A 16,190-nucleotide genomic window follows, 5' to 3' on the forward strand; every position below is an offset into this window, starting at 1 on the left:
TCGTCGATCGCGCTGGGGCATCCGCTCGGCGCGTCCGGAGCGGTCCTGACGACCGCGTGATTCATCACATGCGCGCCCACGGCCTCCGCTACGGCCCGCAGACCATGTGCGAGGGCGCCGGCACGGCCAACGCCACGCTCGTCGAACTCGCTTCCTGACCGGAGGTCCCCTCGTGCGCCGAGACGTCTTCACCGCCGACCACGACGAATTCCGCGCACTGGCAAGGGACTTCGTGGCCAAGGAGGTGGTCCCGCACTACGCGGCCTGGGAGAAGGCGGGCCGCCTGCCGCGCTCCCTGTTCGAACAGCTCGGTGCGCTGGGCATGCTGGGTGTGGCGATCCCCGAGGAGTACGGAGGGGCGGGCCAGGACGACTACCGTTACAACGTGGTGCTCCAGGAGGAAGCCGCGCGGGCGCTGGTCACCCTGGGCACCGTCCGTACCCAACTCGACGTCGTCCTGCCGTACTTCCTCACCTACGCCGACGACGAGCAGCGCCGCCGCTGGTTCCCCGGCCTCGCGTCGGGGCGGCTGCTGACGGCCGTCGCGATGACGGAACCCGGCACGGGCTCGGATCTCGCGGGCATCCGCACGACGGCGGTGCGGGACGGGGACACGTATGTCCTGAACGGTGCCAAGACGTTCATCACCGGCGGCCTGCTCGCCGACCTGGTGATCGTGGTGGTCCGTACGTCCACCGACCCCGAGAACCGCCGGGCCGGTCTGACTCTGCTGGTGGTGGAGGACGGCATGCCCGGCCTCACCCGCGGCCGTGTCCTGGACAAGATGGGCATCAAGGTCCAGGACACCGTCGAGCTCGCCTTCGACGACGTACGCGTCCCGGTGGCCAACCGCCTGGGGGAGGAGGGCGCGGCCTTCGGGTACCTCGGCCACAATCTCCCGCAGGAACGGATGACGGTGGCGGTGGGCTCGGTCGCCCAGGCTCGTGCGGCGCTGGACGCGACTGTTGACCACGTCCGGGAGCGACAGGTCTTCGGCAAGCCGGTCGCGTCCTTCCAGAACACGAAGTTCGAACTCGCCGCCGTGTCCGCCGAGATCGAGGCCGCGCAGGCCATGCTGGATCGCGCGGTCCTCGAACTCGTCGCGGGCGAACTGTCCGGCGCGGACGCGGCGAGGGTCAAGCTCTTCTGCACGGAGATGCAGGCTCGGGCGGTCGACCGCTGCCTCCAACTCTTCGGCGGCTACGGCTATATGGCGGAGCACCCGATCTCCCGCCTGTACGCCGACGCCCGCATCACCCGTATCTACGCCGGCACCAGCGAGGTGATGAAGGTGATCATCGCCAAGTCGCTGGGGCTGTGAGGGGCATCAGCTGTTGAGCCAACTGTTGTAGGAGGCGCGGTCGATGAGGTCGGCCAGACCGAGCGCCGCGGGAGCGATGACGAGCTCGGCGACTGCGAACCGCACACAGCCGGGGGCGAACACGGTGACTGCGTCGGACTGGCTCCTGACCGTCCGCCAGTCCCGCCAGCGCCTGATGTCGTCCCTGCTGCACAGCCAGAAGAACAGGCCGCCGGCCAGGAAGAACCCACCTGTGACCAGGGCGAGGAAGCCCACGGCTCCGAGGAGGGCCGCCCGGTCGTCCGGATCGACCACGAAGAATGCCCCCAGGCACAGCACGGCAGCGGCACCCGCCCCATACAGCGCACCCCGCCGCACCACGTCCCACAGCCGCAGCCGTGGCGTCCTCACCCCGTCCCTGCCCACGATCATGGGCGCACTCTAACCTCACGCCCCGTAGCGGGTCGTCTCCGCCAGCTCGGCCGCGCTCTTCATCAGGTCCAGCACCATCGGCCCGAACGCCCGCAACTTCTCGTTGACCCCGGCCCGTTGGAACCCCTGCTCAAGAACCACACCCAGCTTCCACTGGGCCAGGACGTCGTAGTAGTCCATGTCGTCGACCTGGCGGCCCGAGACCTCGGAGTAGTGCTGGACCAGGGCGTCCCGGGAGGGCATGCCGGTCAGGTCGACGTACGACGCCGTCGCCGCCTCGGGGGCGTTCGTGTCCTCGGGCCAGCCGCGGAGCATCCAGGCGAGGTCCAGTTTGGGGTCGCCCACCGTGCCCATCTCCCAGTCGACGATGGCGGCGAGGCGGGCGGGGGCGCTGTGGCGGTACATGACGTTGGCGAACTGGTAGTCGCCGTGCATCAGGCCGGGTACGTAGTCGAGCGGTCTGTGGGCGCGCAGCCAGGCCGCCGCGACCTCGAATCCGGGCAGCTCGCGTCCCTTCACCCGCTCCAAGTAGCGCGTCCAGCGGTCGACCTGGCGTTCGTGGAAGCCGTCGGGGCGGCCGAGGTCGGCCAGGCCCTTCGCCTTCCAGTCCACCCGGGACAGCAGGGCCACCCCCTCCGTCATGGCGTACGCCAGCCCCGCCCGGGCCGCCAGGTCCGAGTCGAAGGGGGCCGGCCAGCCCCGTCCTACGTTCATCGGCGACCAGCCGTCGACGAACTCCATGAGATAGAAGGTGCGGCCCAGGACGGACGGGTCCGCGCAGACGGCGATCGCCTCGGTGTGCGGGACGTCCGTGCCGTTGAGTGCCTCGATGATCCGCCATTCCCGGAAGATGCCCTCGTCGCGGGCGGCCGGTGCCGTGGTCGGCGGGATGCGCAGGGCGCAGTGGAGTTCGCCGCGGCGGATCTCGTAGATCTCGTTCTGGGCGCCGCCGGAGACGTAACGGTGTTCGATCGGCTCGCCCTTCCCGGGCAGCCCGGACTCGTCCAGCCAGCCCGCCAGGCGCTCGACGTCGATCATCAGGCCTCCAGGAAGTCGGCGTATTTCGCGCGTGCCGCTTCGACGCGCTTGGGCAGGTAGGCGCTGGGCCACAGGTCCTCGCTCGGCTTGTGGTCGCGCAGCACCTGCCGGGCCACCGTCACCTTGTGCACCTCGGTCGGTCCGTCGGCGATACCGAGGACGCTCGCGCCCAGCAGCATCCGGAACAGGGGCATGTCGCCGCTCACACCGAGGGCGCCGTGGATCTGGATGGCGCGGTGCGCGATGTCGTGCAGGACGCCCGGCAGCAGCACCTTGACCATCGCGATGTCCTTGCGGACCTTGCGGTAGTCGTTGTACTTGTCGATCTTCCACGCGGTGTGCAGCACGGCCAGCCGGAACTGCTGGAGCTGGGCCCACGAGTCGGCTATGTGTCCCTGCACGAACTGCTTGTCCGCGAGCACAGTGCCCTGGGTGTGCCGGCTCAGGGCCCGCTCGCACATCATGTCGAACGCTTTGCCCGTCAGCCCGATCGTCCGCATCGCGTGGTGGATGCGGCCGCCGCCGAGTCGCGTCTGGGCGATCACGAAGGCCTGGCCCTCGCCCCCGAGCAGCGCGTCCGCCGGGACCCGTACGCCCTCGTAGTGCACGAGTGCGTGGGAGCCGCGCTCCTGCGGCTCACCGGCGAGAGCGACGTTCCGCTCGATGACGATCCCCGGGGTGTCGGCCGGGACCAGGAACATCGACATGCTCTGGTACGGGTCGCCCTCGGGGGCCGTCACCGCCATGACGATGAGGAACGCGGCGGTCCTGGCGTTGGACGAGAAGTACTTCCACCCGTCGATGACCCACTCGTCACCGTCCCGCGCCGCCCGCGTGGTGAACTCCTTGGGATCCGCGCCGGCCTGCGGCTCGGTCATCGAGTAGCAGGAGAAGATCTCGCCCTCCAGCAGCGGCCGCAGATACCGCTCCTTCTGCGCCTCGGTGCCGTAGTGGGCGAGGATCTCGGCGTTGCCGGTGTCCGGGGCCTGGCAGCCGAAGACGATCGGCGCCCACGAGGCGCGGCCCAGGATCTCGTTGAGCAGGCAGAGCTTGACCTGTCCGTGGCCCTCGCCGCCCAGGTCGGGGCCGAGGTGGGTGGCCCACAGTCCGTGGGCGCGTACTTCCTTCTTGAGCGGGTCCAGGACCCGGCGGAGGTTCTCGTCGGGCGGGGTGAACTGCAGGCCGTCCCACAGGAGATCAAGGGGTTCGACCTCCTCCCGCACGAAGCGGTCCGCCCAGTCGAGCTGTGCCTGAAATTCGGGTTCGGTTTCGAAGTCCCACGACATTGTGTCTCCTTCCGGCGGCTGTCAGAATAGCGTTCTCATGAAGGAGAATACAATTCCCCATCCACGGAACGGCGTTGCCGACCGCATCGCGCAGCGCGCGCTGGCCGGTCGGGGAGCCCACTACGCGAGCGAGGTGCGCGCCCTCCTCGGCGCGGCGCTGGAGGTGATGCGCGACCGCGGCACGGCCTCTCGGCCGCGGGTCGCGGACATCGTGGCGGCGGCCGGACTCTCGAACGAGGCGTTCTACCGGCACTTCCGCTCGAAGGACGCCCTGGTCGCCGCGCTCATGGAAGACGGCGCCGAGCGGCTGTGCGGCTACATCGCCCACCGGATGGCCAAGCAGTCCACGCCCAGGGGCAAGGTCCGCAGCTGGGTCGAGGGTGTCCTCTCCCAGGCCATGGACGAGGACACCGCGGCGACGACACTCGCCGTGATGTGGAATGCGGGCACGGTCGCCGAGGGCTTCCTCGCCGGCCCCCCGACCGCCGCCGGCCTGCTCGCGACCCTGCTGCGCGAGCCGTATGCCGAACTCGGCAGCACCGACCCGGACCTGGACGCGTCCCTGGCCGCCCACGCGACCGTGGGCGGGCTCGCGGACCACCTGTGGCGACGCGAGCGGCCCACGGCGGCCGACGTCGACCACATCACACGGTTTCTGCTCCGCAGCGTCGATCAGGAGGTGGGCCCATGAAGGCCGCCGATCAGTTCCACATCGGGATAGTCGTCGACGACCTCGCCGCCGCGGCGGCCGAGCTGTCGGCCGTGTTCGGCTACGAGTGGTGCGCCGAGACGGGCGCGGAAGTGAAGGTGACCCTGCCGGCCGGGGACACCGTGCTCGACCTCAGGAACGTGTACTCGACGACCACACCCCGTCTGGAGCTCGTGCGGAGCATCCCGGGCACACTGTGGGAGCCGGGCTCGGGCGTCCACCACCTGGGGTACTGGTCCGACGACGTGGCAGCCGACTCCGCGGAGCTCGCCCGGTACGGCTACGGGGCCGAGGCCATGGGCAGACGGCCCGACGGCACGCCGTACTGGGCCTTCCACCGCAGCGGCACCGGACCGCTCGTCGAGCTCGTGAGCCGTGAACTCCAGCCGGTGCTGGAGCAGTTCTGGGCGAGCCAAGGGGTGGCGTCATGACGACGGTGGGGATCGTGACCGGGGCGGGCCGAGGCATGGGCCTGGAGTGCGCGCGCCGGCTCACCGGCACGGTTGACCGGCTGCTGCTCATCGACCTGGACGAGAAGACGGTGACCGAGGCGGCCGACGCGCTCTCGGGACAGGGCGCGGCAGTAGAGCCGTACGCCCTCGACATCACCGACCGCGAAGGGCTCGCGCGTCTCGCGGACCGTGCTCGCGCACTCGGCACCCTCCGCGCCGTCGCCCACGCCGCCGGCATCTCGCCGACCATGGCCGACTGGCGCCGGATCCTCACCGTGGACCTCGTCGGCACGGCTCTCCTGGCCGAGGCGCTGCGCCCGCTCGCCACCGCCGGGACGGCGACCGTGTGCTTCGCCTCGATGGCGGCGCACATCGGCATCCCCGAGCCGGACCCGGCGGCGGACGCGGCCCTGGCGGACCCGCTCGCCGCGGATTTCCCGGACCGTCTGCACGCCGCCCTCGGCCCCGCCGTCGAGGATCCGGGCGTCGCCTATTCCTGGGCCAAGCGCGGTGTCCACCGCTTGGTCCAGCGGGAGGCCATGCGCGTCGGACCCGTCGGCGCACGCGTCTGCTCGGTGTCGCCCGGCATCGTCGCCACCCCGCAGGGACTGCGGGAGGCGGAGCACCATCCGTCGATGAAGGCGCTCGTGGACGGGTCGGCCCTCGGCCGCGAGGGACGACCGGAGGAACTCGCCTCCGTCGTCGCCTTCCTGCTCTCCGACGAGGCGTCGTTCCTGACCGGCGTGGACGTGCTCGCGGACGGCGGGGTGTGCGCGGCCCTGGCTACGCGCCGGGCATGACGAAGCCGGTCACGATCACGGCGTGGGACTCGGCCGCCGCCTGCCGCAGCGGCTTCGCCTTCCCGTACGCGGGCGACGCGTACCAGGCGCGGGCCGCTTCCACCGACTCGAATTCGAGGACGACGGTCCGGTCGCCGTGCCACTCGCCCTCGAGGACCTGGGGCGAGGGGTCGGCGGCCAGCACGGCGGCCCCGCTCTCGGCCAGCGAGGGCCCGGCGGCGCGGCCGTACGCGGCCATGCCGGCCGGGTCCTTGATGGCCTCGGTCACGATGACGTAGGCCTTCGGCATGGCTCTCCTCGAAGCTCGAAGTCAGCTGACGCTGATGGCGCGTTCGGGACACATCCCGGCGGCGGAGCGCACGACGTCCTCGAACTCGGCGGGGACGTCCGGGGTCTCGACCACGGCGTAGCCGTCGTCGCCGATGTCGAACACCTCGGGGCAGAGCGAGCAGCACACACCGTGTCCCCGGCAGCGGTCGTCGTCCACGGTGACCTGCATCAGGACTCGCTCCACTCCAGGCCGAGGTGGGTGAGTCCGCGCAGGATGAAGGTCGGGACGTACTGGTAGCGGCGGGCGTCGGCCGGTCCGTGCGCTCGTTCGGAGATACGGATGTCCGAGGTGCGGTCCAGCAGTCGTTCGATGGTCACCCGGGCCTCGGCGCGGGCCAGCGGGGCGCCCGGGCAGGCGTGGACACCGCGGCCGAAGGCCATGTGCCGTCGCACGTTCGCCCGGGCGACGTCGAAGGCGGCCGGGTTCTCGAACTGGCGCGGATCGCGGTTCGCGGCGCCGTTGAGCACCATCACCGTGGTGCCAGCCGGGAGCGCGACCCCGCCGACCGTGGTCGGTACCTTCGACAGCCGGAAGTCGCCCTTGACCGGGCTCTCGATGCGCAGGGTCTCCTCGATGAAGTTCGGGATGCGGTCGCGTTCGGTACGCAACAGCCGTTGCAGGTCGGGCTGTTCGGCGATCAGCCGCAGCGCCGCGCTGAGCAGGCGGACGGTGGTCTCCTGGCCCGCCGCGAAGAGGTTGGCGGCGACCCGGACCACGTCGGCGACCTCGGGTGTCGAGCCGTCCGGGAAGGTCGCGGTGGCCAGACCCGTCAGCACGTCCGCACGCGGTGCGCGGCGGCGCTCCTCGACGTACGCCGTGAAGCGGCCGTACAGATACTCCAGCGGGGAGTGGCCCATCGTGTCGTCGCCCGTGCTGCCGATCCCGGCCTCGTCCTGAGGCCGCCGCTGGAGCTTCGCCATGAACTCCTGGCGGTCCTCCTCGGGCACGCCGAGCAGGTCGGCGATGACCAGCAGGGTGAAGGGTCCGGCGAAACCGCCGATGAACTCCCCTTCGCCCGGGGCGAGATACGTGTCCAGGAGAGCGTCGGCGAGGTGCCACATGGACGCCTCGTTCTCCTTGAGGCGCTTCGGCGTGATCAGCCGCATCAACAGGGCGCGATGGTCCGTGTGCGTGGGCGGATCGAGGGTGGGCAGCTGGTCGCTCATCGGAAGCTCGGCGCGGTGCCGCTCGATGAGCCCGCTGATGTCGTCGCCCTCCAGCGGCACCGGGAAGCCCGGGAAGGGGCCGCTGACGGAGACGCAGGCGGAGAAGGCGTCCGTGTCGTTGTAGACCTGCGACGCCTCTTCGTACCCGGTCACCATCACCACGTCGTGATGGCTCTCGCGCTGCACGGGACACCGCCCGCGCAGCGCCTCGAAGTAGGGATAGGGGTCCGCGACGAGCGCCTCGTCCCGGAAGAAGTCGATCGCCTCGAAGTCGTCCACGTCTGCTCGGCTCTCTGTCGGTCAGGGCCCTGACGCCGAGGGACGGTAGCACAATTCTCCATTTGGTGGAATCTTGGATGTACGTTTCCGAGAGCGCCATTCTCATACAGTGACCCAGGGAGACCTATGGAAGAGTCCGAGGCGCTGAGCGCCGCCCGCGGGATGCGTCGTGCGGTGCTCGGCGACGCCCATGTCGACGGCGCCACCGCCGACCCCGACCCCGTGGCCGGCGAGTTCGAGGACTACCTCACCGCGACGGCGTGGGGCGTCTGGACCCGCGGTGGCCTGAGCTCACGTGATCGCAGCCTCCTCGTCCTGGCGATGACCGCCGCACTCGGCCGTATGGAGGAGTTCCGCATCCACGCGGAGAGCGCACCGCGTGCCGGTGTGAGCGACGCCGAGGTCGACGAGCTGCTGTTCCAGATCGCCGCCTACGCCGGTGCACCGGCGGGGAGTTCGGCCCGCCGGGTCGTCACGGCCGTACGGAGGCAGAGGTGACCGTCGGGTTCGTGGGCCTCGGCAACATGGGCGGCGTCCTGGCCGCGAACCTCGTCGCCACAGGCCATGAGGTGGTGGCCCACGACACCCTCGGCCCGCAGCGCGCACCCGAAGGGGCCGTCTACGCCCCTGACGTGGCCGAAGTCGCCCGCAGCACCGATGTGTTGGTGCTCAGCCTCCCCGACGGCACCGCCTGCGAGCAGGTCGCCCGCGAGCTCCTCGCCGCCGAGGGCCGACGCGTCCGTCACGTCGTGGACACCTCGACCGTCGGCGTGAGCGCGGCCCGGGCCGTGGCCGAACTGCTCGCCGGGGAGAAGGTCGGCTATGTCGACGCCCCGGTGTCGGGCGGCGTCGCCGGAGCACGGGCCCGCACCCTCACCGTGATGTACGCGGGCTCCGACGACGACTGCTCCCAGGTCGAGGAGGTGCTGGCCGGTCTGAGCGACCGCCGGCATCGGGTCGGCGCGCGCCCCGGCATGGCCCAGGCGCTCAAGCTCGCCAACAACTTCCTCTCCGCCACGACCCTCGCCGCCACGAGTGAGGCCGTCGCCTTCGGACTGGCGGCCGGCCTCGACATGGCCACCATGCTCGACGTGCTGAACGGATCGAGCGGCCGCAGCGCCGCCACCGAGGACAAGTTCCCCCGCCATGTCCTGACCGGCCGCTACGCCGCAGGCTTCACCAACTCCCTGATGAGCAAGGACGTACAGCTCTATCTGCGGGAGGCGGGCACCGGCCCGGGGTCGATCGGGGACGCGGTCGGGGCGCTGTGGGAGCGGTTCGCGCGGGTCGAGAGGGGTGCCGACTTCACCCGGATCTATCCGTACGTGGAGGGTTCTTGACGCTCCGACGCGGGCGAGAATAGCATTCTCGTACGGAGAGACTGAGATTATCGTTCCTCCGTACAGCCGACTGGAGGACCAGACCCCATGGCGCACTTCAAGAAGCCCGAAGCGGGCAGCTGGACCGAGCACCTCAAGATCGGCACGGAGCCGGTCAGTTACGAGGACTCGATCTCGCCCGAGCACTACGAACGCGAGCGGGACGCGATCTTCCGGCGGACCTGGCTGAACGTCGGCCGCGTGGAGCAACTCCCCAAGCGGGGCAGCTTCTTCACCAAGGAGCTGGACGCGGCCCGCACCTCGGTCATCGTCGCCCGCGGCACGGACGACGAGGTGCGCGCCTTCCACAACGTGTGCCGGCACCGCGGCAACAAGCTCGTGTGGAACGACTTCCCGCGCGAGGAGACCAGCGGGGTCTGCCGCCAGTTCACCTGCAAGTACCACGCCTGGCGCTACGACCTGGAGGGCAAGCTCGCCTTCGTCCAGCAGGAGCAGGAGTTCTTCGACCTCGACAAGTCGAGTTACGGGCTGAAGCAGGTGCAGGCGGAGGTGTGGGAGGGGTTCGTCTTCGTGAACCTCGACCCCGAGAACACCACCCCGCTACGGGAGTACCTGGGCGAGTTCGCCCACGGCATCGAGGGCTATCCGTTCCACAAGATGACGCAGGCCCACAAGTACCGGGCCGAGATCGGCGCCAACTGGAAGCTCTTCATCGACGCGTTCGCCGAGTTCTACCACGCGCCGATCCTGCACGCGGGCCAGTACACCTCCGACGAGGCCCGCAAGATCCAGAAGTACGGCTACGAGGCGCTGCACTACGGCATCGACGGCCCGCACAGCATGGTCTCCTCGTGGGGCGGCATCGCCCCGCCGCACGACCGCGCGATGGTCAAGCCCATCGAAGGCGCCCTGCGCAGCGGTCTGTTCGGCCCGTGGGAGGCGCCGGACATCGGTGTGGAGACGGCGGACCTGCCGTCGGCCATCAACCCGACCCGCGACAAGCGCTGGGGCATGGATTCCTTCGTCTTCTTCCCCAACTTCATGCTGTTGGTCTGGCGGCCCAACTGGGTGCTCACCTACCACTACTGGCCGACCGCCTACAACACCCACATCTTCGAGGCGACCTGCTACTTCGTCCCGCCGCAGAACGCCTTCCAGCGCCTCCAGCAGGAGCTGGCCGTCGTCTCGTTCAAGGAGTACGGCCTCCAGGACGGCAACACCCTGGAGGCGACGCAGACGATGCTCGAGTCGCGCGCGGTGAGCGAGTTCCCGCTCAACGACCAGGAGGTCCTGCTCCGGCATCTGCACCAGACCGCCCGCCAGTACGTCAGCGACCACGAGCAGCGCACCGCGTCTTGAGGAGACCGAACATGCCCACTGCCGTCTTCCCGCCCGAGTTCGCCGCCCTGGAGCCGTTCGCCGACTGGGCGGTGCCGACCGAGAAGGCCCGCTACGCCAAGCGGATCGCCTCCACCATGGATGAGCTCGACGCCTTCTACGACACGGCGTTCCCGCTGCTGAAGGGCGGCACGGAGTATCTCCAGAACGTATCGATGCAGGACATCTCCGAGCCGGACAAGCATCTGCTGTGGCTGTTCTGCGCGCTGGTGACCGTCGCCTTCTCGGTGGAGGCCTGGCGTCAGCCCAAGGTCCCCGACACCGGACCCGCGAGCATCGACGCCGTGGTCGAGCCGGCCGTCTGATGCCCCGCCCCCGCACCCCTCAGCCACCCGTCCGTCTCCGCAGCGCCCGGATGCTCGCCGTCGACAAGGGGGAACTCGTCGAGCCGGGTGACCTGTTGATCGAGGGCGACCGCATCACCGCGATCGCCCCGACGACGGTCCCCGAGGACGCCGTGGAGATCGACCTCGGCGACCTCACCCTCCTGCCGGGCCTGATGGACATGGAGGTCAACCTCCTGCTCGGCGGCCCCGACCACCGCAGCCCGCTGAACGCGGTCCAGGACGACCCGGCCGTACGCACCCTCCGTGCCGTGGCCAATGCCCGCCGGACGCTCCGCTCGGGCTTCACGACCGTACGGAACCTCGGTCTGTTCGTGCAGACGGGTGGGCTGTTGCTGGACGTGGCCCTGAAGAAGGCGATCGATCTCGGCTGGATCGAGGGGCCGAGGGTCGTCCCGGCGGGCCACGCCATCACCCCGACCGGCGGTCACCTGGACCCGACGATGTTCCAGGCGTTCGCCCCGCACATCATGCCCCTCACCGTCGAGGAGGGGATCGCCAACGGCGTCGACGAGGTGCGCAAGGCGGTCCGCTACCAGATCAAGCACGGCGCCCGGGTCATCAAGGTGTGCGCGTCCAACGGCGTCATGTCCCACACGGGCCCGGCCGGTGCCCAGCAGTACTCCGACGAGGAACTGCGGGCGATAGCCGACGAGGCGCACCGGGCCGGTCTGAAAGTGGCGGCCCACTGTATGGGAGACAAGGCGGTCCGGGCCGCGCTGGACGCGGGCATCGACTGCATCGAGCACGGCTTCCTGGCGAGCGACGAGGTCCTGGACCTGATGGTGGAGCGGGGCACGTTCCTGGTGGCCACCACGTACATAGCCGACGGCATGGACGTCTCCAAGGCAGCACCCGAACTCCAGGCCAAGGCCGCCGACGTGTTCCCCCGCGCCAAGGCGACGATCAGCCGCGCCATCGAACGGGGCGTGCGTATCGCCTGCGGGACGGACGCCCCGGCGGTCCCGCACGGCAGGGGAGCGAAGGAACTGCTGGCGTTGGTCGACCGAGGCATGACCCCCCTGGCAGCCATCCGCGCCGCGACGACGGTAGCCGCCGACCTGATCGACGCGGACGACCGGGGCCGCCTGGAACCGGGCCTCCTGGCCGACGTGATCGCCGTCCCGGGCGACCCCCTGACGGACATCGGCGTGACCGAGGACGTCCGGTTCGTGATGAAGGGCGGCCAGGTGTACCGGCACGAGGACACGGCAGGCTGAGGCTCGCCGCGCGCGGGTAGTCTGCCCGGCGTGTTCGAATACCACGGCTGGATCACGGTCCGCGAGACCGCCGAGGACGATGACGACGACGCCCGGCTCCAGGAGATCGTCGACGGCATCGCGGCGCGCATCCGGGAGCTCGACAGCCCGTACCTGCTCGACCTGAGGTGGATGAACGGAGAGGCGTTCATCCACCTCGGGGGCTTCCGCAACCACCATGACCCAAAGATCCCTGCGTTCTTCCGCGAGGTCGGACAGCGGGCTCCCGGCTCCTACGGTCTGCTGCACCTGTGGGACGACGAGGACCCGGGCCGCGAGAACGAGTTCCGGGTCCTGCGGCTGGTCCGTGGCCGGGTGGCCGAGGACACGGAGACGCTGCTGTCACCGTGCATCCCCGTGCTGGAGGACCCCTTCACACCTTCCGCGTGATCCCCCCATCCACCCGCACGATCGCCCCGGTGGTGAAACTCGACGCCCGGCTGGCGAAGTGCAGGGCCAGCGGGGCCACGTCGTCCGGCTGCCCCAGCCGCCCCAGCGGCACGAACGAAGCGTCGAAGTCGGCCGCCTCCCACTCCTTGTGCGCGCCGGTACGGACCGGCCCCGGAAGAATGGCGTTGACCCGGACCTTGGGCGCGTACGCCTCCGCGAGACCGATGGTGAGGGCGTTGAGGCCCGCCTTGGCGCAGGCGTACGGCAGTTCGTGGACGCTCGCCAGCAGCGACCCCGCGGTGCCGATGTTGATGACGGACCCGCCCCCGTGGTCCGCCATGTGCTTGGCGGCCAGTACCGCGAGCCGGAACGGTCCCTTCAGATTCACCGCGAGGGTCTTGTCGTAGAGCTCCTCGCTGACCGTGTCGAGACTCTCGTACAACGGCGACATGCCCGCGTTGTTGACCAGCACGTCGAGGCCGCCGAACTCCTCGACCGTCTCGGCGACCAGCCGCTCGCAGTCGTCCCACCGGCCCACATGGCAGGCGACGCCCACCGCCCGCCGCCCGGTGGACGCCCGTACCTCCTCGGCCACCGCCCGGCACGCCTCGACCTTGCGGGAGGCGACGACGACATCGGCGCCGGCCTCCGCGAGGGTCTGCACGATGGCCCGGCCGATGCCGCGCGACCCGCCGGTGACCACGGCCACCTTGCCGGTCAGGTCATGGAGTTCCGTGAAGGAGGTCATGGGCGATCAGCCTTTCCGTAGCGTCGTCAGCAGCCGGCGCCGCAGGAGCTTTCCGGTGGGGGTGTACGGGAGTTCGTCGCGGAAGACGACCACGTCCGGTGTCTTGGAGCCCCGCAGCCGGGCACGCACCCAGGCGCGCAGCGCATCCGCGTCGACGCTCGCCCCCGCGTGGGTGACCACGAACGCGGCGATCCGCTCACCCCATTCCTCGTCCGGCACCCCCACCACCGCGGCCTCGCGTACGGCGGCATGCCGCAGCAGCACGTCCTCGACCTCGGCCGGGGCGATGTTCTCCCCGCCCCGGATGATGGTGTCGTCGGCGCGGCCCTCGATGAACAGGTAGCCGTCGTCGTCGAAGTGGGCGAGATCGCGCGTGTGGAACCAGCCGTCCGGCGCCGGGAGTGTGGCGTCCCCCATGTACTCCCCGGACACCTGCGGTCCGCGCACCCACAACTCGCCCGCCACACCGGCAGGTTGGGCGGCTCCCGACGCGTCCCGGATCTCCGCCTCGACCCCCGGCACCATGCGTCCGGCCGACCGCAGTCGTGCCCGCTCGGTCGGATCGGCGCAGGACAGGGCGGCCCGGTGGTCCTCGGGGCCCAGCAGCGCGATGGTCGAACTGGTCTCGGTCAGGCCGTAGGCGTTGGTGAACCCGGTGTCCGGGAAGGCCCGCAGAGCGGCCTCCAGCACGGTGTGCGGCATCCGGGCCCCGCCGTACGCCAGCGACCGCAGCGTCGGCACCTCGGCCGGCCGCCCGTCCAGATGCTCGACGACTCGGGCCAGCATGGTCGGTACGACCATGGCGGACGTGACCCCTTCGGAGCGCACCAGCCGCAGCCAGGCCCCGGGTTCGAAGGCGCCGAGATGCACCATGCGCCGCCCCGCGTAGAGGTTGCTGAGCACGGAGCCGACGCCCGCCACGTGGTACGGCGGCACACTGGCCAGCACGGCGTCGTCCGGGGACGCGGAGCCGAACTCCACGGTCTGCAGGACGTAACTGCTCAGATGCCGATGACGCAGAACCGCCGCCTTCGGTGCGGCAGTCGTCCCGCTCGTGAACAGCAGCACGGCCGGGTCGTCCGCGTCCGCCTCCCGGCCCTCGACCGGCTCCGCCGCCAGCCCCTGGGCCAGAAGGGCTTCGGGGGTACGGACATCGAGACCCGGGAACGCTCCGGCAAGCTCTTCGTCGGCGACCACCAGAGGTTTCCCGGTGTGCTTGAGCAGACCGGCCAACGCCGCCTTCGACAACCGGTAGTTGACCGGCACCAGTGGCACACCTGCCAGCGCGGCACCGAGCAACAACACGGTGAAGGCAGGCCCGTTGACCCCCGCGAACACCAACTCCCGGGCGCCGCTGCGGTGGACGACGGACGCGACACCCGCCGCGGCCCGTCGCAGCCGCGCACAGGTCATACCGGAGTCGCGCGGGCCGACCGCCACCCGGTCCGGATCGCCGGCCACGGCCATGTCGAGCAACATCGCGATGTTCAAGAGGAGGTCTTCCTTTCGAGACGAGCGCGAACGATATTCTACTTACAGGGAAACCACATTCTCCAGGGAGCGTCCGTGGATTTCGAGCTCACCGAGCAGCAGGAGGACATCCAGGCGGGCGTCCGCGAACTGGCCGCGTCCTTCGGACCCGAGTACTGGGCCGAACGGGACGAGTGCGCGGAGTTCCCCTGGAGCTTCTACGACGCCTTCGCCAAGGCCGGATGGCTGGGCATCGCCGTCCCCGAGGAGTACGGCGGGGGAGGACTCGGCGTCCTGGAGGCCTCGCTGCTGCTCGAGGAGGTGGCGGCCTCAGGCGCCGGCATGAACGGCTGCAGCACCATGCACCTGACCATCTTCGGCCTCAACGTCCTGGCGAAGCACGGCAGTGAGGAACTCCGCCGCGAGATCCTGCCGCATGCCGTCTCGGGCGACCTGCACGTCTGCTTCGGTGTCACCGAACCCGACGCCGGCACCGACACCACCAGCATCTCCACATTCGCCCGCCGCGACGGCGACCACTATGTGATCGACGGCCGCAAGATCTGGATCACCAAGGCCGGAGACTCCCAGAAGATGGTCCTCCTCGCCCGCACCACCCCGCGCGAGGAGGTCGACAAACCGACCAAGGGCATCTCCGTCTTCCTCGTCGACGTGGACCGCACGGCCATGGACGTCCGGCCGATCCCCAAGATGGGCCGCAACGCCGTGGCGTCCAACGAGATCTTCATCGACGGACTGCGCGTCCCGGTGGGCGCGCGGATAGGCGAGGAGGGCGAGGGCTTCCGCTATCTGCTCGACGGGCTCAACCCGGAGCGCATCCTGCTCGCCCACGAAGCCCTCGGCCTCGGCAGGGCGGCACTGGACGCCGCGACCCGGTACGCCCGCGACCGTGTCGTCTTCGGCCGCCCCATCGGCCAGAACCAGGGCATCGCCTTCCCCCTCGCCGAGGCCCTCACCCGGCTCGACGCGGCCCGGCTCATGGCCCGCAACGCGGCCTGGCGCTACGACCGGGGCCTGAAGTGCGGACGCGAGGCCAACATGGCCAAGTTCCTGTGCGCCGACGCGGGCTTCCAGGCCGCCGACCGCGCGGTGCAGACCCTGGGAGGCATGGGGTACGCCCGTGAGTACCACGTCGAGCGGTACTTCCGGGAGTCCCGGCTGCTGCGGCTCGCCCCGGTCAGCCAGGAGATGGTGCTCAACTACGTGTCCCAGCACGTGCTGGGACTGCCGAGGTCGTACTGACACGTCACAGCGCGACGGCCCCCACGACCACCGCCGCCGGGGGTGGCTGACAGATGCCGCAGCCACCCCCTCGGTGCACAACCACGTCAGCCCTTGCGGGTGTTGATCTCCTCGGTGAGGGCGGGGACGACGTCGAAGAGGTCGCCGACGACGCCGTAGTCGACGAGGTCGAAGATCGGGGCCTC

The 16,190-nt window shown here is 70.2% G+C and carries 19 protein-coding genes and 2 pseudogenes; 12 read left to right on the forward strand and 9 right to left on the reverse strand.

Features of this window, described 5'->3' with window-relative positions; all coding sequences use genetic code 11:
• Window positions 1-3: 3 nt before the first annotated feature.
• Together TN53_RS49285 and TN53_RS11720 are read left to right on the forward strand one after the other, a co-directional pair.
• A pseudogene (locus TN53_RS49285) lies at window positions 4-158 on the forward strand (acetyl-CoA C-acetyltransferase); the annotation flags it as partial.
• 14 nt (window positions 159-172) lie between these two features.
• Complete coding sequence (locus tag TN53_RS11720) at window positions 173-1,321, forward strand: acyl-CoA dehydrogenase family protein (RefSeq protein ID WP_046258435.1); 1,149 nt, start codon at window positions 173-175, stop codon at window positions 1,319-1,321.
• A 6-nt stretch (window positions 1,322-1,327) separates the two neighbouring features.
• Here TN53_RS11720 and TN53_RS11725 read toward each other — a convergent pair whose 3' ends face one another.
• Genes TN53_RS11725 through TN53_RS11735 form a run of 3 tightly spaced genes read right to left on the reverse strand, consistent with a single transcriptional unit; the run spans window position 1,328 to window position 4,056 of the window.
• Entirely contained in the window at window positions 1,328-1,732 is a 405-nt protein-coding gene (locus tag TN53_RS11725; RefSeq protein WP_046258436.1) for a DUF6336 family protein, read from the reverse strand.
• Window positions 1,733-1,747: 15 nt separating this feature from the next.
• Window positions 1,748-2,770, reverse strand: a complete 1,023-nt coding sequence (locus TN53_RS11730) for a phosphotransferase family protein (RefSeq protein ID WP_046258437.1) — start codon at window positions 2,768-2,770, stop codon at window positions 1,748-1,750.
• A complete protein-coding gene (locus TN53_RS11735; protein ID WP_046258438.1) occupies window positions 2,770-4,056 on the reverse strand; it encodes an acyl-CoA dehydrogenase family protein in 1,287 nt (428 codons plus the stop codon). Before TN53_RS11735 ends, TN53_RS11730 begins: the two co-directional genes overlap by 1 nt.
• A 37-nt stretch (window positions 4,057-4,093) precedes the next feature.
• Between TN53_RS11735 and TN53_RS11740 the strand changes: the two genes are divergently transcribed.
• The 3 genes from TN53_RS11740 to TN53_RS11750 are packed head-to-tail and all read left to right on the forward strand — an operon-like array spanning window position 4,094 to window position 6,017.
• Window positions 4,094-4,747 carry a TetR/AcrR family transcriptional regulator gene (locus TN53_RS11740; RefSeq protein ID WP_046258439.1) on the forward strand — a complete coding sequence of 218 codons (654 nt, stop codon included), beginning with the start codon at window positions 4,094-4,096 and terminating at the stop codon, window positions 4,745-4,747.
• Complete coding sequence (locus TN53_RS11745) at window positions 4,744-5,196, forward strand: VOC family protein (RefSeq protein ID WP_046258440.1); 453 nt, start codon at window positions 4,744-4,746, stop codon at window positions 5,194-5,196. The genes TN53_RS11740 and TN53_RS11745 overlap by 4 nt, the downstream gene beginning before the upstream one ends.
• Window positions 5,193-6,017, forward strand: coding sequence for an SDR family oxidoreductase (locus TN53_RS11750; protein ID WP_046258441.1), 825 nt, complete (start codon window positions 5,193-5,195; stop codon window positions 6,015-6,017). The genes TN53_RS11745 and TN53_RS11750 overlap by 4 nt, the downstream gene beginning before the upstream one ends.
• On the opposite strand, the gene TN53_RS11755 is transcribed toward TN53_RS11750, so the two are convergent.
• The 3 genes from TN53_RS11755 to TN53_RS11765 are packed head-to-tail and all read right to left on the reverse strand — an operon-like array spanning window position 6,001 to window position 7,793.
• Entirely contained in the window at window positions 6,001-6,306 is a 306-nt protein-coding gene (locus TN53_RS11755) for a DUF1330 domain-containing protein (protein ID WP_046258442.1), read from the reverse strand. The two genes, TN53_RS11750 and TN53_RS11755, sit on opposite strands and share 17 nt — an antisense overlap.
• A gap of 21 nt (window positions 6,307-6,327) precedes the next feature.
• Window positions 6,328-6,516, reverse strand: coding sequence for a ferredoxin (locus TN53_RS11760; RefSeq protein WP_046258443.1), 189 nt, complete (start codon window positions 6,514-6,516; stop codon window positions 6,328-6,330).
• A complete protein-coding gene (locus tag TN53_RS11765; RefSeq protein ID WP_046258444.1) occupies window positions 6,516-7,793 on the reverse strand; it encodes a cytochrome P450 in 1,278 nt (425 codons plus the stop codon). Before TN53_RS11765 ends, TN53_RS11760 begins: the two co-directional genes overlap by 1 nt.
• 126 nt (window positions 7,794-7,919) lie before the next feature.
• Between TN53_RS11765 and TN53_RS11770 the strand changes: the two genes are divergently transcribed.
• The 6 genes from TN53_RS11770 (at window position 7,920) to TN53_RS11795 (ending at window position 12,524) form a co-directional block, all read left to right on the forward strand.
• A complete protein-coding gene (locus TN53_RS11770; protein ID WP_046258445.1) occupies window positions 7,920-8,291 on the forward strand; it encodes a carboxymuconolactone decarboxylase family protein in 372 nt (123 codons plus the stop codon).
• Window positions 8,288-9,133 carry an NAD(P)-dependent oxidoreductase gene (locus TN53_RS11775; RefSeq protein WP_199924555.1) on the forward strand — a complete coding sequence of 282 codons (846 nt, stop codon included), beginning with the start codon at window positions 8,288-8,290 and terminating at the stop codon, window positions 9,131-9,133. The genes TN53_RS11770 and TN53_RS11775 overlap by 4 nt, the downstream gene beginning before the upstream one ends.
• A gap of 87 nt (window positions 9,134-9,220) precedes the next feature.
• Window positions 9,221-10,492 (forward strand): aromatic ring-hydroxylating oxygenase subunit alpha, encoded by a 1,272-nt coding sequence (locus TN53_RS11780; protein WP_046258446.1) that lies wholly within the window; start codon window positions 9,221-9,223, stop codon window positions 10,490-10,492.
• 11 nt (window positions 10,493-10,503) lie between these two features.
• Window positions 10,504-10,836, forward strand: coding sequence for a hypothetical protein (locus TN53_RS11785; protein WP_046258447.1), 333 nt, complete (start codon window positions 10,504-10,506; stop codon window positions 10,834-10,836).
• Window positions 10,836-12,095 carry a metal-dependent hydrolase family protein gene (locus TN53_RS11790; protein WP_046258448.1) on the forward strand — a complete coding sequence of 420 codons (1,260 nt, stop codon included), beginning with the start codon at window positions 10,836-10,838 and terminating at the stop codon, window positions 12,093-12,095. Before TN53_RS11785 ends, TN53_RS11790 begins: the two co-directional genes overlap by 1 nt.
• A gap of 30 nt (window positions 12,096-12,125) precedes the next feature.
• Window positions 12,126-12,524: an Imm7 family immunity protein gene (locus tag TN53_RS11795; protein WP_046258449.1), complete on the forward strand. Its 399-nt coding sequence runs from the start codon at window positions 12,126-12,128 to the stop codon at window positions 12,522-12,524.
• Here the strand turns inward: TN53_RS11795 and TN53_RS11800 are convergent.
• Together TN53_RS11800 and TN53_RS11805 are read right to left on the reverse strand one after the other, a co-directional pair.
• Window positions 12,508-13,272 carry an SDR family NAD(P)-dependent oxidoreductase gene (locus TN53_RS11800; protein ID WP_046258450.1) on the reverse strand — a complete coding sequence of 255 codons (765 nt, stop codon included), beginning with the start codon at window positions 13,270-13,272 and terminating at the stop codon, window positions 12,508-12,510. The two genes, TN53_RS11795 and TN53_RS11800, sit on opposite strands and share 17 nt — an antisense overlap.
• Window positions 13,273-13,278: 6 nt before the next feature.
• Window positions 13,279-14,763, reverse strand: coding sequence for a class I adenylate-forming enzyme family protein (locus TN53_RS11805; protein WP_046258451.1), 1,485 nt, complete (start codon window positions 14,761-14,763; stop codon window positions 13,279-13,281).
• 75 nt (window positions 14,764-14,838) lie between these two features.
• Here TN53_RS11805 and TN53_RS11810 point away from each other — a divergent pair, with 75 nt between their 5' ends.
• Entirely contained in the window at window positions 14,839-16,005 is a 1,167-nt protein-coding gene (locus TN53_RS11810) for an acyl-CoA dehydrogenase family protein (RefSeq protein WP_046258452.1), read from the forward strand.
• 86 nt (window positions 16,006-16,091) lie between these two features.
• Here TN53_RS11810 and TN53_RS44860 read toward each other — a convergent pair.
• Window positions 16,092-16,190 (reverse strand): annotated as a pseudogene (locus tag TN53_RS44860) (electron transfer flavoprotein subunit alpha/FixB family protein); the annotation flags it as partial.

It is taken from the genome of Streptomyces sp. WM6386 (assembly GCF_000972385.1).
Lineage (GTDB): Bacteria > Actinomycetota > Actinomycetes > Streptomycetales > Streptomycetaceae > Streptomyces.